Origin of the sequence: Paenibacillus sp. YN15 (assembly GCF_003285005.1) — a bacterium.
In the GTDB taxonomy this organism is placed as follows: Bacteria; Bacillota; Bacilli; order Paenibacillales; family NBRC-103111; genus Paenibacillus_AR.
Map to the genome: position 1 here is coordinate 51,577 of NZ_QMFA01000026.1, position 13,808 is coordinate 65,384.

Annotated in this window: 15 protein-coding genes; 5 read left to right on the top strand and 10 right to left on the bottom strand. The window is 55.3% G+C overall.

Annotated elements, in window-relative coordinates; genetic code table 11:
• Positions 1-10 precede the first annotated feature (10 nt).
• The 3 genes from DQG13_RS19405 to DQG13_RS19415 form a co-directional block, all read right to left on the bottom strand.
• Positions 11-1,444, bottom strand: coding sequence for a polysaccharide deacetylase family protein (locus DQG13_RS19405; protein ID WP_113021444.1), 1,434 nt, complete (start codon positions 1,442-1,444; stop codon positions 11-13).
• Between the two features lie 170 nt (positions 1,445-1,614).
• Entirely contained in the window at positions 1,615-2,202 is a 588-nt protein-coding gene (gene bcp, locus DQG13_RS19410; protein WP_258525769.1) for a thioredoxin-dependent thiol peroxidase, read from the bottom strand.
• Positions 2,203-2,799: 597 nt separating this feature from the next.
• Positions 2,800-3,183 carry a helix-turn-helix domain-containing protein gene (locus tag DQG13_RS19415; RefSeq protein WP_113021446.1) on the bottom strand — a complete coding sequence of 128 codons (384 nt, stop codon included), beginning with the start codon at positions 3,181-3,183 and terminating at the stop codon, positions 2,800-2,802.
• Positions 3,184-3,417: 234 nt separating this feature from the next.
• On the opposite strand from DQG13_RS19415, the gene DQG13_RS19420 reads away from it, so the two are divergent.
• The gene (locus DQG13_RS19420; protein ID WP_113021447.1) at positions 3,418-3,792 is read left to right on the top strand and encodes a helix-turn-helix domain-containing protein; all 375 of its coding nucleotides are present in this window, start codon (positions 3,418-3,420) and stop codon (positions 3,790-3,792) included.
• A gap of 16 nt (positions 3,793-3,808) precedes the next feature.
• Here the strand turns inward: DQG13_RS19420 and DQG13_RS19425 are convergent, their stop codons facing one another.
• Complete coding sequence (locus DQG13_RS19425; protein WP_113021448.1) at positions 3,809-3,997, bottom strand: hypothetical protein; 189 nt, start codon at positions 3,995-3,997, stop codon at positions 3,809-3,811.
• A gap of 659 nt (positions 3,998-4,656) precedes the next feature.
• Between DQG13_RS19425 and DQG13_RS19430 the strand changes: the two genes are divergently transcribed.
• From DQG13_RS19430 to DQG13_RS19445, 4 genes are all read left to right on the top strand, one after another.
• Positions 4,657-5,382: a FadR/GntR family transcriptional regulator gene (locus DQG13_RS19430; RefSeq protein WP_113021449.1), complete on the top strand. Its 726-nt coding sequence runs from the start codon at positions 4,657-4,659 to the stop codon at positions 5,380-5,382.
• A gap of 75 nt (positions 5,383-5,457) precedes the next feature.
• Entirely contained in the window at positions 5,458-6,216 is a 759-nt protein-coding gene (locus tag DQG13_RS19435; protein ID WP_113021450.1) for a (Fe-S)-binding protein, read from the top strand.
• Positions 6,185-7,690 (top strand): LutB/LldF family L-lactate oxidation iron-sulfur protein, encoded by a 1,506-nt coding sequence (locus DQG13_RS19440; protein ID WP_258525770.1) that lies wholly within the window; start codon positions 6,185-6,187, stop codon positions 7,688-7,690. Before DQG13_RS19435 ends, DQG13_RS19440 begins: the two co-directional genes overlap by 32 nt.
• The gene (locus DQG13_RS19445) at positions 7,680-8,387 is read left to right on the top strand and encodes a LutC/YkgG family protein (protein WP_181592851.1); all 708 of its coding nucleotides are present in this window, start codon (positions 7,680-7,682) and stop codon (positions 8,385-8,387) included. Before DQG13_RS19440 ends, DQG13_RS19445 begins: the two co-directional genes overlap by 11 nt.
• A gap of 74 nt (positions 8,388-8,461) precedes the next feature.
• Here the strand turns inward: DQG13_RS19445 and DQG13_RS19450 are convergent, their stop codons facing one another.
• From DQG13_RS19450 to DQG13_RS19475, 6 genes are all read right to left on the bottom strand, one after another.
• Positions 8,462-8,971, bottom strand: a complete 510-nt coding sequence (locus tag DQG13_RS19450; protein ID WP_113021452.1) for a hypothetical protein — start codon at positions 8,969-8,971, stop codon at positions 8,462-8,464.
• A 32-nt stretch (positions 8,972-9,003) separates the two neighbouring features.
• Positions 9,004-9,777 (bottom strand): hypothetical protein, encoded by a 774-nt coding sequence (locus DQG13_RS19455; RefSeq protein WP_146767176.1) that lies wholly within the window; start codon positions 9,775-9,777, stop codon positions 9,004-9,006.
• Positions 9,746-10,903: an AAA family ATPase gene (locus tag DQG13_RS19460; protein ID WP_113021454.1), complete on the bottom strand. Its 1,158-nt coding sequence runs from the start codon at positions 10,901-10,903 to the stop codon at positions 9,746-9,748. The genes DQG13_RS19455 and DQG13_RS19460 overlap by 32 nt, the downstream gene beginning before the upstream one ends.
• A gap of 114 nt (positions 10,904-11,017) precedes the next feature.
• On the bottom strand, positions 11,018-11,803 hold the full coding sequence (locus tag DQG13_RS19465) for an ABC transporter permease (RefSeq protein WP_113021455.1): 786 nt from the start codon (positions 11,801-11,803) through the stop codon (positions 11,018-11,020).
• Positions 11,804-11,809: 6 nt separating this feature from the next.
• Positions 11,810-12,604: an ABC transporter permease gene (locus tag DQG13_RS19470; protein WP_113021456.1), complete on the bottom strand. Its 795-nt coding sequence runs from the start codon at positions 12,602-12,604 to the stop codon at positions 11,810-11,812.
• Positions 12,601-13,755, bottom strand: coding sequence for an ABC transporter ATP-binding protein (locus tag DQG13_RS19475; RefSeq protein ID WP_113021457.1), 1,155 nt, complete (start codon positions 13,753-13,755; stop codon positions 12,601-12,603). Before DQG13_RS19475 ends, DQG13_RS19470 begins: the two co-directional genes overlap by 4 nt.
• Between the last annotated feature and the right edge of the window lie 53 nt (positions 13,756-13,808).

Consider the following 13,808-nt stretch of genomic DNA (forward strand, 5'->3'; position numbering starts at 1 on the left):
AGTAAGAGATTTAGACCCGGGGCCAGCCGGCAAAAGGGTGAAGAATAGCGGCAGGCCCGCCGCTTTTTGAAGCTAATTGCACATTGCGGTTTGCCGGGTCCAGATCATAGCTTTCCACCCGGCTGCCCAGAAGTCCCGCGCCGTACCGGAGGGGAATGCGGATTTCACCGTCCGTCAGACTGACATCCGCCAGGAAACGAACGACAGGCATGCGGCCCGGCCGGGCTTCCGTGATGGTCCGCCGCACCGGGTCGATCTCTGCGGTTAGAAGCCCCAAGCGGACTGTGGCCGTCCGTTTGGTTTCATCCCAGGCCACCTGGGCGCCCAGCCGTTCCACCAGCCCCCGGAGAGGCACGGCAAACCGGCCGTGGTCAAAGGAGTAGCCGCCCGGCGCAAGCACCCATTCCCTGTCCGGCGCAAACGCTACCGACAGGGGAACCTCCTCCGCCCGCTGCCGGGCCAGGGCAGCCAGCGCCGCGGCTGCCTCCTCCTGCGCCAGCCGGGTCTGCTCCGCCAGGAGCCGCTCCTGCTCTGCGTGGCGTACCTTCTCCTGGCGCCCGGCGGCAAGGGCGGCGGAGTCCACGAAGCTTTCCGCGGAATAGCTTCTGGCCCATTTGCTGCGGTAGAGGGAGAATTGCTCCGGCTTTACGCTTCTGTCCAGCGCGGCGAAGGCATACCCCTGCTCCCGGTAATAGGCGATAATCTCCGGCAACGCCTTGACTGTCTCCCCGTGTCCCGCCCCGTCATGCATCAGCACGGTCAGCTGGTGCTTGAGGGGGCTTTTTTTGACCGTGGCCACAATCTCCTCCGCCGGAACCCCCTGCCGGATGGCGTCCCGGGAATCCACATTCCAGTCCACAATGGTATACCCCGCCTGCTCCAGATAATAGAAATAGAAGGGATCGAAATTGGTGGCGGTTCCCCCGGGCGCCCGCAGCAAAAACGGCTTTTCCCCCAGAACCTCCTCCAGCGCATTGTCTGTTTTCACCGTCTGGCTCCAAAACCCCTGAAAGCTGCTGTACAGCTCGCTGTATACATGGTTATAGGTATGATTGCCAATGGCATGGCCCTCCCGGGCGATGCGGGCCACCACGTCCTTGCGGTCCGGGACAAGCTGCCCCACCACAAAAAACGTCGCTTTGATCTCTTCCTTTTGCAAAATATCCAAAACCTGCTCCGTATATTTACTGGGCCCGTCGTCAAAGGTCAGATACACCGTAGGCTGGTCCGGAACGGTGTACTCCCGCTCCGCCCGGATGCGGCTGCCCCCTGCCAGAATGGCATACGCCTCGGCCTGGTCTGCCGGAGCCGCTTGCGCATTGGCTGCGGCAGCGCCCGTCAGTTCAACCCATAGCCATACGGCCGCCAGAAGGCAGCCTGCCCGTTTCCGGCCCCGCCGTCCCATGCTCTGCATACCTCTGATCAGCAACTCTTTATGCGCCATGCAAAAGGCCTCCCGTCATTTCTACCAGATCGTTCTGATAGAGTATATGGGAGGCCTTCTACCCTTATGACAAACCATATTCGACAGGACAAGCCGTACTCGCCTTCCGAAATCCGGGACTGTGCGCGCTATCCGGACACAGGCCGCATCCCCGCCATAGAAACTTGCCTTCAGTACTGCTCCCGCTTCACCGCCAGAATAGCCTCCAGCACCTCGTTTACGTGGCCGTTTACCTTCACCTTGCGCCACTCCCGGACAATGCGCCCCTCTCCGTCAATGAGAAACGTAGTCCGCACCACGCCCATGTACTCCCGCCCGGCCATTTTCTTCAGCTGCCAAACCCCGTAGCGCTGGCACACCTCATGCTCCGGATCGGACAGCAGAGGAAACGACAGGCTGTGCTTGTCCGCAAATTTCCCGTGGGACTTTACGCTGTCCGGGCTGATGCCCAGGATTACCGCGCCTTCGGCTGTGAGCCTTCCGTTATAATCCCGGAAATCGCAAGCCTCCTGGGTGCAGCCCGGCGTGCTGTCCTTGGGATAAAAATAGAGCACCACCATTTTCCCCGCATAATCCTGCAGACTGTATTCCCGGCCGTCAGCCGCCTCCAGGCGGAAATCCGGGGCCTTCGCTCCAGCTTCCGCTCCCGTTTCTGCTCCAGTCCCGGCCCCCGTCTCCGTTACAGCTTCCGTTCCAGTCTCCGCTCTAGTCTCGGCTCCCGTCCTGGCCTCATTATCTGCTTTAGCGTCCTTCGCCACTTGCCAACACTCCCTCTTCGGTTTATGAGAAAAATTCCCCGTGGACCAAGCTGCTCCCGAAGGAGCACCCGGCGCCGCTTTGTGACGATCATACCAGAATCCGGCAAGCCAATTCAATTCCAAATCCCTATGGGGGCGCTCGTCCGCCATCTTCCTGGGGCTCTCTACGCTAACGGAACTAAACGACGCTTATGAGCCTAAGAACACATGTTTGGCGCGCTTACGGAACTGAGAAGCTCTTGGGGGAGGGGATACCGCCACTTTTAGCCGTTTCCAGCGTTGTCAGCCGGAATAAGCGTCGCTCAGTTCCGCAAGGAGCAGACAACGCCTGATTTTGCCTCATAAGGTCCGAATAGTTCCGTTACAAAAAAGGGGTTACTTTCAGGGAGGTTACAGCAGCCAAGAAGGCTGGGTGCGCGTGGCCATAAGACTAAACTCGGTTACTGGGGGGACGCAGTTGGTGGAGAGCCGGAGTTCGGGGAGAGCCGAGGAGAGCCGGGTTCCCCCGGGAGGGGAGGAAAGAAAAAAAAAGGCGCTCCCGCCGCAGCCCCGCAATCATTTGCTTTGCCGATGGGCTGCCGGGTGTACCGGTGGTGATCAGGAGCTGCTGTCGGTTTGCTTCAGATATTTCTTGAATTCGATGAGGGTGCGGAACTCCCGCTTCTCCACCCCTGCCTTTACGGCCTCCTGCACCAGCTCCACCCATTCCCCGTCCAACTCGGGCCGGATGCCCATATCCTTGACGAAGGTTTCCACCTCAACGCCGAAAACCCGGCTGAGCTTCTCCAAAAACAGCATGGACGGATTGGACTGGACCCGGCGCTCAATATTGGAAAGATAGGATTTGGCAATGCCCGCCCGCGCCGCCAAGGCCGTTAGGCTTAGCCCCCGTTCCTGCCGCATCTGCCGGATTTTCTGGCCGATGTGGAGAGACTTCTCCTGCGCAGGCCGTGAAGGAGAACGCCGATCCCGGTTTGCCATAGAGTTCCCCCTTCCTGACATTCGCCCATAATGGTTACATTATGTGACATTTTATAAATAATATTTCCAAATCATTATGATAATTTCCGTTAAAATTTGCCTAAAAAGGTTATCCGCCAAAATTAAGATACACAATGTAACGTATCATTGAAAAAAAATCGGTTATGATTCATAATGTATCTTACAAAGGGTCCTGTAAAAAGCGAGGCACACCGAGGAAAAAGGAGCTATTTCATGTTTACATGTGGAGATAAAATCGCCTTGTTACGGGAAAAACGGGGACTTACCCAGGAGGACTTGGCCAACAAAATCGGCATATCCCGGGCTTCTCTTTCCCACTATGAGAAAAACCGCCGCGAACCGGATTATACCACCCTGACCAAATTGGCCGACTTCTTCCATGTATCGGTCGACTATCTGTTGGGCCGCACTTCCGAACCTACTCAAGTTACGGATATGGCCATCCGGGATTTCAGCGAAAATCTGGAACTGTCAGACGAGCAGCTTCTGGATAAGTTCTCCTTTACCGTCGACGGAAGAAAGCTTACCCCGGAAGAATCAAGACGTTTCATCGCCTTTATCCGCGCTGACCGTTCCATGAATCGCTAAATTTCTTTTTTCATACTCAGCCGGTCATCAAATCCGCCGCTTTAGAGTAGCTTTTGCCGTGAAACCCGCTTTCTTCCAGCGCTGACCATGACGCAGAGCCGCTAGCCGAGGCATTTTCGAGGTTGGCGGCTTTCCACTGTGCAAAGGCGTCTTGGGAGATACCCAACTCCCTGACGATATGATCCAGATCAAGAACCATCTTCATAACTAACCGCTCCTCTTCACAGATTCATCAGCGCTCCGTCCTTTTCAAAGATCCTCGCACTGTAAAAGTCAAGCTTCTCCTGCTGTCGCGATCAATTATGAATTTTTCTTGACGTTTTTGATTATACTTCGTTAAAACGAACCTGTAAACCGCCTCATTTTGTCGAATACCCAGATTTTTATTGGACTTTGTTCAAAACCCTTGTTCTATATAGAAAAAATGCTTATATATATTATTAAAAGGCTATATTTCGTTATTGATAATGAGTATCCCCTTCTGTTATTTATCCACATTTCGACACAGGATTGCTCCATTTTTTAAAATTCCCCGAGTATTGTCCGACCCCTATCCAAGTCCTTCGACAATTCCATGAAGAAATGCTTTTGCGTCCTGTTCGTTGCAGAAAACGCTTTCCGGGGGACCTTTCTGCAGAAGTAGCCCCCTCCACTTCCGGCGCCCACTGGGAATAGACATTTGTTTTATTACAAGAGTTCATATACCTCTCCCGGGGTTATTTGAAACAAGCTATGCCAAAAATATTTTTATTTAATTGTTAGAATTATTATTGACGAAATTGTGAATGAATATATACTTAAATATAAACCCATCTGATGACCGGATTATTGGATGGCAGTCTATATATGTAGCGGGGTGAGCTTATGCCATATTCCCGGGTCCAGCGCCGCAAAAGCTGTGAGCTGGTAGCGGAGCAGATCGAGGAGAGCATTAAGAACGGTTTGGTAAAGCCGGGAGAGCGGCTGGATTCCGTCGAGCAATTGGGCAAACGCTTTCAGGTAGGCCGCTCCACCATCCGTGAGGCCTTATCCGCCCTCCGCGCCACCGGGCTGGTGGAAATTCGCCAAGGGGAAGGCACCTTTGTCGCCAAGGCGGAATCCCTTGAAGGGCCCGGGCCGCTGCGGCTGGTGGCGGGTCTTACCCGGCAGGAGGTGCTGGAATTTTTCGAGGTCCGCAAAATCGTGGAAGCGGGGGCCGCCTCCGCCGCCGCAGCCAAACGGACGCCGGAGCATTTGGCGGCCATGAAGGAGGCTTTGCAAGCCATGCAGAGCGCCGTCCGGGATGACCATCTGGGCGAGGAGGCCGACGCCCAGTTTCATCTGGCGGTAGCCGACGCTACCGGGAACCGAATGCTGGCGGGGCTGATGCTGCAAATCTCCGATACCCTCCAGGCGACCATGAAGGAAAGCCGGCGTTTATGGCTGTTTTCCGAGGACCGGACGCTGGAGAGGCTGCACAAGGAGCACAGCGCCATATTTGATGCCATCGAGGAAGGCAACGCCCCTTTGGCCGGACAGCTGATGCTGGCCCATCTGTCCAAGGTGGAGCAGCTCCTCCTCCGCCATTGGCCGGACGAAACAACGGATTGATCCCCCCAAAGTCATCAGGTCATCAGATGACTTGCACTGCAGCAGACATTTATTTAATGAAAGGAGCAGTTGGATATGCGGGTTTCCCTGTTTATTACCTGTGTGGCCGATGCCATGTATCCCCAGGTGGGCAAAGCGGTGGTCCGCCTTTTGCGCCAATGCGGCTGTACCGTGGATTTTCCCGAGGGCCAGGTTTGCTGTGGCCAGCCGGCCTACAACAGCGGCTATCACGAGGATACCAAAAAAGCCGCCAAGCAGCTGATCCGGGCCTTCGCCCAATCGGAGCATGTGGTGACCCCCTCCGGCTCCTGCGCCGCCATGATCCGGCATCATTACCCGATTCTACTGGCGGATGAGCCGGAATGGCATGAGAAGGCGGTGCAGTTGGCCGCCAAAACCTATGAATTCTCCGAGTTCCTGGTCCGGACGCCGGGTGTGGATGCTCTGCGGGCAGAGTTTCAGGGCACGGCAACCTACCACTGCTCCTGCCATATGACCCGCAGTCTGGGCGTGACCGAGGAGCCCCTTCAGCTGCTCCGGCGCATTGAAGGGCTGGAGTACGTGGAGCTGCCCTACAAGGAGGACTGCTGCGGCTTCGGCGGCACCTTTGCGGTGAAGATGCACGAAATCTCCGGGGAAATGGTGGATGAGAAGGCCCACCGGGTTATGGACACCGGGGCCACCGTGCTGCTGGGCTCGGATATGGCCTGCCTGATGAATATTGAAGGGCGGCTGCGCCGGCTGGGTTCTCCTATCAAGGCGTACCATGTAGCCGAGCTGCTGGAGGAAGGAGTGAGGCGCTATGAAGCCAGACATGCAGCCAACTCTCGATGAACGGGTAGAGCACGCCGTGAAGGACCCTTTCCTCAAGCGGTCCCTGGCCGTAGCCCAGGAGCGCTTCCGGATGAACAAGGCGAATGCCGCCCAGGTGCTGGGCAACATCGAGGAATGGCGGGAGCGGGCGGAGGCCATCCGCAGCCATACGGTGGCCCATCTGGATGCTTACCTGGACCAGTTCTCTACGAATGTGGAGAAAAACGGGGGCAAGGTGTTTTTTGCGGAGAGCGATGAGGAAGTGGTGCAGTACATTCTTGATCTGGCCAAAGCCAAAAACGCCAAAACCGTCATCAAGGCCAAGTCCATGGTCTCCGAGGAAATCCACCTGAACCACCGGCTGGCGGAAATCGGCGTGGAGGCCATCGAGTCGGACCTGGGGGAATACATTATCCAGTTGGCGGGAGAAACCCCCTCCCATATTATTGTCCCGGCGATCCACAAGAACCGGAAGCAGGTGGCGGAGCTGTTCTCCCGGGTATCAGGGAAGCCTCTGCCGGAGGATACCACGGAGCTCACCCGCTACGCCCGCACTGTGCTGCGGGATAAATTTCAGAACGCCGACATCGGGCTGTCCGGCTGCAACTTCGCGGTAGCGGAGACCGGCTCTGTGGTGTTGGTTTCCAATGAGGGCAATGCCCGCCTGTCCACCTCCATCCCCAAAACCCATGTGGTCCTAATGGGCATGGAGCGGATTGTCCCGGGCTGGGAGGAGCTGGACACGGTGCTCTCCCTGCTCCCCCGCTCCGCCACCGGGCAGAAGATCACCAGCTATGTCACAGCCATTACCGGCCCGCGCAAAAGCGATGACGTGGACGGCCCCGAGGAGCTGCACGTGGTCATCGTGGACAACGGGCGCAGCAACGCCCTGGGCACGGAATACCAGAAGATTCTCAACTGCATCCGCTGCGGCGCCTGCCTGAACGTCTGCCCCGTCTACCGGCATATCGGCGGCCATGCTTACGGCAGCGTCTACCCCGGACCTATCGGCGCGGTGCTGACTCCCATCCTGAAGGGTTTTGAGAGCTGGGAGAAGCTGCCTTATCTCTCCAGCCTCTGCGGCGCCTGCACCGATGCCTGTCCCGTGCGGATACCCCTCCACGATTATCTCCTGGAGCTGCGCAAGGACGAGGTGGAGGAGAAGCGGACCCATCCGGTGGAGCAGGTAATCTTCAAGGGCTTCGGTGCTGCCATGGCCAACCCCTGGGTGTACCGCGCCGGGCTGAAGCTGGCCAAGTACGGGCTGAAGCCCCTGTCCAAGGACGGCTTCATCCGCAAGGGGCCGAGCCTGCTGGGCAAGTGGACCAAAGCCCGGGATCTGCCTGCCCCTCCCATGGAGAGCTTCCGGGAGTGGTGGGAACGGGAGGGCAAGGGTGAAGCGGCAGGCAAGGATGAACCGGCCGAACCGCTTAACGGGCCGAGCCACAGACAGGAAGGCGATAGGCCAAAAGGAGGGGATGCGGATGGCCGCTAAGGAGGAGTTTTTGCAGCGTTTGGCAAACAAGCTGGGACGGGAGCGGATGTATGAGGCTCCCCGCCCCCGCTGGGACACCCAGCCTTGGGACCATCTTCACAAGGACCTGGATCAAGCCGGGCTGGTGGCCCAATTCGCCGACGAATTGATGAAGTTGGGCGGCGTGGTAATTCCCGTAGCCAACGGGAAGCTGCTGCCCAAGGCTGTCAATGCTTATCTGACAGAGGCCGAATTCAAGAAGCTGATCGTATGGCCCGCAGGGGAGGAGCTGGACGGCGGCGAGCCGGCCGACGTATTCGCGGAGCAGGGGTATGAGGTAACCCGCTGGAGCGCCGCTGGGGACCGGGACAGCCTGGTCCGCGCCGCGGAGTCCGCCCATGCCGGGCTGGTGTATGCGGCTCACGGCATCTCCGAGACAGGGTCTATTGTCCTCTACAACCGCGGGGACCGGGGCCGGGTGGTCAGCCTTTTGCCCAACCAGCTCCTGGTGGCGGTGCGGGGCAGCACCGTGGTGCCGCGGATTACCCAGGTGCTGGCCGGTCTGCCCGGCCGGGCCCTGGACTACAGCTGCGTCAACATCATCACCGGCCCCAGCCGCACCTCGGACATCGAGATGGATCTGACCATCGGCGTTCACGGCCCCGGCCGGATTGCGGTTTTTCTGATCGAGGACCATCTGGCTGAGGAGCCGCACTAGCAAACCGCCCTTCCCCCGGCATTGAGCTGCAAAAAGGCCCCACCATGCGAAATTTTCGCAGGTGGGGCTTGATCTTACAACAATTCCGCCAGCTTCCACTCCGGGGAGCCGTCCCGGGACAAAAACCAGATATGGGTGAACACCCCTGCCGGCAGATCCACCTCCGTCAGCCGTGGCAGGAAATCCGACATGCCGAAGACGGGCGAGGCGTTGCGGATCAAAAGAGCAATGGGATAGCTCATGCTGTAGGCGCTGCGTTTGCCCACCTTTTTGCGGATGAGATGGTTCAGCTCCTTCAGAAGATGGTCGATGGTCACGCCCTCCTGCCGGGGCTCGGGAATCCGCTTATTAAACACATCCATGGCCTCCTGCTGGCTGGCAAACAGATGGGTGATCTCCACCCCCAGCTTGCGGCGCGCTCCCCCCTTCTCCTCCAGCACCGCATCCGGCCGCTCCTGCTGGAACAACAGCCGGTAGCCTGGCCCGTGGCCCAGACGGTTATACTCCCGGATCAGCAGGAGAATGGCCTCCCGCTCCCAAGCCCGCTTGCCGATTTTCTCCTGGGCGTTCTCCGTGCCGCTCATGGCCTCACCTCCCCTATGGCCAAGTGGACAACTTAATCTTTTCTTAATTCGATTAGGCCCAAATCCAGCAGCATAATACATAATAAACTTAATAAACGGTATTTATGATTTGCAGCATAATTCAGCTCTTGCCGCTCAAAAATAAACAGGTTCGTATCGGAAAAATGATCCAGGTCATAGCTTGCTATTCCCAGTTGCGCAAAGGCCCTACTCATTTCCGCAACGGCGTGAATCAAAGAAGCTTCATCCAGCCTGCTCTGGTTATGCTTGCACATATCCAAATATTGCTTAAGCTGCTTCCCCAACTCGAATTCCTGGTCAAAAACATCATCAATAAAAGCGGAGGCCGTAAAGCTTTCAATGCAGGGGTAACTCAAAAGCAGCAGCCCTTGGCGCTCCATGCCATTGTCTCTTGCATTGGCCAATAAACGGATAAGGTTGGCAATATGTCTGGCGTCTGTATTCGATTTTACATCACGGTCAAACAGATAATAAATGGCTGCCCGGTCAACTGGAAATTTATATTCTTCGATCAGCCGTTCAAACAGAGTATCCAGATAGTCGTTGCTGTTCGAAACTGTGGAAAGTGCGGACTGCTCCGAGTTCACGACGAAAATGGAGGACGGGATGCCGTCCTTGTCATTATATTTTTGATACCGGTTCATCCGGTCCAACTTTTCATATTGATAATCAAAAACTTGTGTAAAAATCTTATGAAGCAGATAAAATTCTGTCCGTTCCCCTTCTACAACCAGCAGAATCTTCCCGATATTCTTATCCTTGTGTATGTGTATAGTCGTCATCACGATATTGAGGCACCCCTCCGAACACGCCTGCTGTATACATCTTCTCCAGGTTCTGCGCTACACGCGGCTGCTCTGAAGAAAAGCGCTTAAGGGAGCTCCCTTCCATCCCATTAAAATCCACTGCGTAAATCTGATCAGGTCTTAACAAGGAGTTGGACAGCAAGTTGGTTGAGTGAGTCACAACAAAAAGTTGCGCATTGGAGGAATTGTTCATAAAGTATCGGACCAGCAGCTCCTCCAAAAAATTATGAAGCCCACTGCTGAATTCATCAATGATTAGCATTCCCCCATTCTGAACCACATGGAAGAAAGGCGGCAGCAAACGAAGCAGCTTTTGATTTCCTAAGGATTCCCAAGGAAAAGGAATGGGTTCCCCTACTCCCTCGCGCTTGAAAAAAATCTCCGCTTCATTCACAGACTTGATCGTAACGATCTTCCCCTTGCTTTCCTGGCCATATTCAATTCTTTGGTTAAATCCAAATTGCTCGAAAAACTGATTGATCGTTTTCACTCCGATTTCCTGCAGGTAATCAGTAATATTCAGAGAAAATTTTCCTGGTGAGAATACCCTTTCCTTATACCCATCCACAAACACGGAATTTAGTAAAAAGTCGAACCACTTTTTGAGAAGGGGCTGCATCCGAAATTTGGTATTAAAAAAAATCTCCCTTAAAAGAAGTCCTTCGGGGGTTATGTCTTCAAAGACTTTATTCTCCGTTATGGTTGAAGTGGCGTTGCTTCCAATCCGATCTATTGCCGTTTCTCCATCTACAAGGAGTTTTTCAATAAAATGTTTCTTCTCAATATGAAATTCCAGGATATATTGGATTGTTTCCCCTTCAACATCAAACTCATACTTTATAAATATTTCTTTCTTCCTTGAAAAAAGACAGCGGTCAGAGGTTAAGGTGGATATTTTTTCAGCAAATAAAAGGTCAAGCAAAATCTCAAGAGCACGAATTGCATTAGTCTTCCCTGATGCGTTCGCACCAAAAAGAAAACATCCCTTAACAATATCCTTATGCACATTGGTGCCTGAGAGGCTTTTGTAGCCGGTAGCGGTCATATCAATCTTCGTTCTATTCTTGAATGATCTGAAGTTCTCCATTTCAATACTTCTTAACATGTAAACACCACCCCTTCCCTTCTACATTTATCATATACCCACGTGTAATTATTATACACCACAGATGGAATATACCGTAATTTTTTTACGTTATAAATTCATTCAAATTTCCCTCTACGACCCTGCGCCGCGGTACCGGCTGACGCCGAAGTTCCAGAAGGCCAGGGCTCCCGCGAAGAATACGCCGCCCACCACCGGAGTCAGCAGGGCGATATGCCCCCAGGCCGCCCGGTCGAGAAAATACGCCGCCGGATAGAAGCCCACAAAAGCAAAGGGCAAAATCCCCGTCAGCAGCACGGTAATGGCCCGGTTGTAGATGGTCACCGGATAGCGCCCGTAATTCTGAATGTTCCACACCAGCGGCAGAATTCCGGTAGGAGCATCCGTAAAAAAGGAGATGGCGGTAAAAGCAATATAGATACCGGCATATACCATAATGGAGCCCAGCACCAGCACCGCCAGCACCAACGGGTCGTACCAGGCAAATTCCAGACCTGCCGAGGGCCAGGTCAGGGCCATAATCACCAGTCCCACCACCGATCCGGCCAGGGACGGCGGGTCCAGATTTTCCAGAGCCAGCTGGGTCAGGTTATAGGCGGGACGGGTCAGAATCCGGTCCATTTCCCCTTTGACGATATAGCGCTCCGTAAAGTTCCAGAGATTGAAGCAGCAGTTGAAAATGCCGTAGGGCACCATAAAATACCCGTAGACAAACAGCATCTGGGATTCCGTCCAGCCGTCCAGAAGCTGGGTGTGAAGAAACACCACCAATAGAAAGAACAGGTTGACTCCCTGAAACATCAAGTCGGACAAGATTTCCACCAGCAGGTCCATCCGGTACGCCAGGCGAATCTTCATATAGGTCTTCAAGTAGTCCCATCCAAGAGACAGATAAAACATGTCCGCTCACCCTCCCTGCACAAACAGCCGCGTTCTGGCCAGCCGCCACATGAGTAGAATCGGAATGCAAAGCACAATCAGCCACAGGGTCTGTACCCCCAGCACATTGGCAATGCCGATGCCCCCGCCCTTGCCGGAGAAAACAGCGCTGGGCAGGTAGGTAATGGCCTGAAACGGCAGCAGGCGCAGCACCGTCTCCGCCCAGCCGGGGAAGAAGGAAACGGGAATAATGAGGCCGGAGAACAGGTCCACCATCACCCGTTTGAACCTCATCATCCCCTCGCTATTTTCCATGAAGAATGAAAACAGGCCTGTCATAATATTAATCTGAGAGTTAATTACGAAGCTGAAGAAAAGCATCAGGAAAAAAGCCGCCCACACCTGCGGGTCCTTAGGGAACTGGATAGGGAACAGCGCCCAGACCAGCAGCATGCCCGGGGTGGAAAACAGGAGCAGCCGGAAGAGGCCTTCGCCCAGTCCCTGCATCATCTTCACCGCCAGATACGGATAGGGCCGGATGAATTGGATTGCCACACTGCCGTCGCGGATTTCATTGGCAATTTCCCGGTCCAGATTGTTGAAATAAAACGCCCGCGCCATCCAGGCCACCGCCACATAAGTGGTCATCTGGGCCATATTCATGCCGCCCAGCCCGTCGGCTCCCGAATAGATGGCGCTCCACAGGAAATATTGGGCCCCGATATTCACCAGATAAATCACGATTCCCGTGTAATAGTTCATCCGGTATGCCAGCATGGACAGAAAACGGATGCGGATGAACTCCGCATACAAGCCGATCATGCCCCGTCACTCCCTTTGGCGGCAGCCAGATCCTGCTTCTGCCCGGCGGGCTGTGCCGCCGAAGCCGAGGACTCCCCTTGCGCGGACGGCCCCGCCTTCTGCGGCGCAAGCGGATCGACTCCGGCTGCGGCAAGCTCCGCATGGTCGGCGGACGCATGACCCGTCTTGTAAATCTCCCGGATAATGTCATCTGTCTGGGTTTCAATAATGCGGATATCCTCAATCTCCACGGCGCCCACCACCCGGCCCAGCACCTCGGACACATTGGTTTGCCCAAAGGGGACCCAGATATGGGCTACCAGATCGTTTTCCATGCTCCACTCCACATTCAGATCGACGGTCAGACGGGACAGGAAGTCCGGCTCCGCAGGTCGGGACAGCTGGAGCACAATCTCCTTGCCGCGGCCCCATCTTGTTTTCAATTCCTCCAGGCCGCCGTCATAGATGATATTCCCGTCGTCCAGCATAATGACCCGGGAGCAAAGGGCTTCAATATCCTGAAGATCATGGGTGGTCAGCAGAATGGTGGTTTCGTAGCGCTGGTTCATGGATTTCAGGAAATCCCGGATTTCCGCCTTGACCATCACATCCAGACCGATAGTAGGCTCATCCAGGAATAGAATCGAAGGATTATGCAGGAGAGAAGCCGCCAGCTCGCAGCGCATCCGCTGCCCCAGGCTCAGCTTCCGCACAGGGCGGTTCAGAATATCGGCAAGCTGGAGCCGGTCTACCAGCTCATCCAGCCGTTTGCGGAAATCCTGCTCATTCACCCGGTATACCCGCTTCAGCAGCCGGAAGGATTCAATAACGCCGATGTCCCACCACAGCTGGCTGCGCTGCCCGAACACAACGCCGATGCCCCGGACGAAGGCCTCCCGGTCCTTGTAGGGCACCAGCCCATTAACGCTGATCTCCCCGGAGGTAGGCACCAGAATCCCCGTCAGCATCTTGATGGTGGTGGATTTGCCTGCGCCGTTCTCCCCGATGTAGCCGCAGATTTCCCCGCGGGGAATCCGGAAGCTGATCTCGTTGACGGCGGTAATGCTTCTATATTCGCGCTTGAACAGGTCGCGCAGCGCCCCGCCAAGCCCTTCTCTATTCTGCTGGACGCGGAAATCCTTGCGCAGCTTGTTGACTTCGATGGCCCACATGTCGGTAGAGACTCCTCTCCTTACGGTTATAACCTTCTTAATTTACTATGGAT

Excerpts from the sequence above, each read along its gene's own strand:
- DQG13_RS19430 (WP_113021449.1), top strand. The coding sequence starts at position 4,657 with ATGCCATATTCCCGGGTCCAGCGCCGCAAAAGCTGTGAGCTGGTAGCG.
- DQG13_RS19445 (WP_181592851.1), top strand. The coding sequence starts at position 7,680 with ATGGCCGCTAAGGAGGAGTTTTTGCAGCGTTTGGCAAACAAGCTGGGA.
- DQG13_RS19460 (WP_113021454.1), bottom strand. The coding sequence starts at position 10,903 with ATGTTAAGAAGTATTGAAATGGAGAACTTCAGATCATTCAAGAATAGA.
- DQG13_RS19420 (WP_113021447.1), top strand. The coding sequence starts at position 3,418 with ATGTTTACATGTGGAGATAAAATCGCCTTGTTACGGGAAAAACGGGGA.
- DQG13_RS19450 (WP_113021452.1), bottom strand. The coding sequence starts at position 8,971 with ATGAGCGGCACGGAGAACGCCCAGGAGAAAATCGGCAAGCGGGCTTGG.
- DQG13_RS19415 (WP_113021446.1), bottom strand. The coding sequence starts at position 3,183 with ATGGCAAACCGGGATCGGCGTTCTCCTTCACGGCCTGCGCAGGAGAAG.
- DQG13_RS19405 (WP_113021444.1), bottom strand. The coding sequence starts at position 1,444 with ATGGCGCATAAAGAGTTGCTGATCAGAGGTATGCAGAGCATGGGACGG.
- DQG13_RS19475 (WP_113021457.1), bottom strand. The coding sequence starts at position 13,755 with ATGTGGGCCATCGAAGTCAACAAGCTGCGCAAGGATTTCCGCGTCCAG.
- DQG13_RS19440 (WP_258525770.1), top strand. The coding sequence starts at position 6,185 with ATGAAGCCAGACATGCAGCCAACTCTCGATGAACGGGTAGAGCACGCC.
- DQG13_RS19470 (WP_113021456.1), bottom strand. The coding sequence starts at position 12,604 with ATGATCGGCTTGTATGCGGAGTTCATCCGCATCCGTTTTCTGTCCATG.
- DQG13_RS19465 (WP_113021455.1), bottom strand. The coding sequence starts at position 11,803 with ATGTTTTATCTGTCTCTTGGATGGGACTACTTGAAGACCTATATGAAG.
- DQG13_RS19425 (WP_113021448.1), bottom strand. The coding sequence starts at position 3,997 with ATGAAGATGGTTCTTGATCTGGATCATATCGTCAGGGAGTTGGGTATC.
- DQG13_RS19435 (WP_113021450.1), top strand. The coding sequence starts at position 5,458 with ATGCGGGTTTCCCTGTTTATTACCTGTGTGGCCGATGCCATGTATCCC.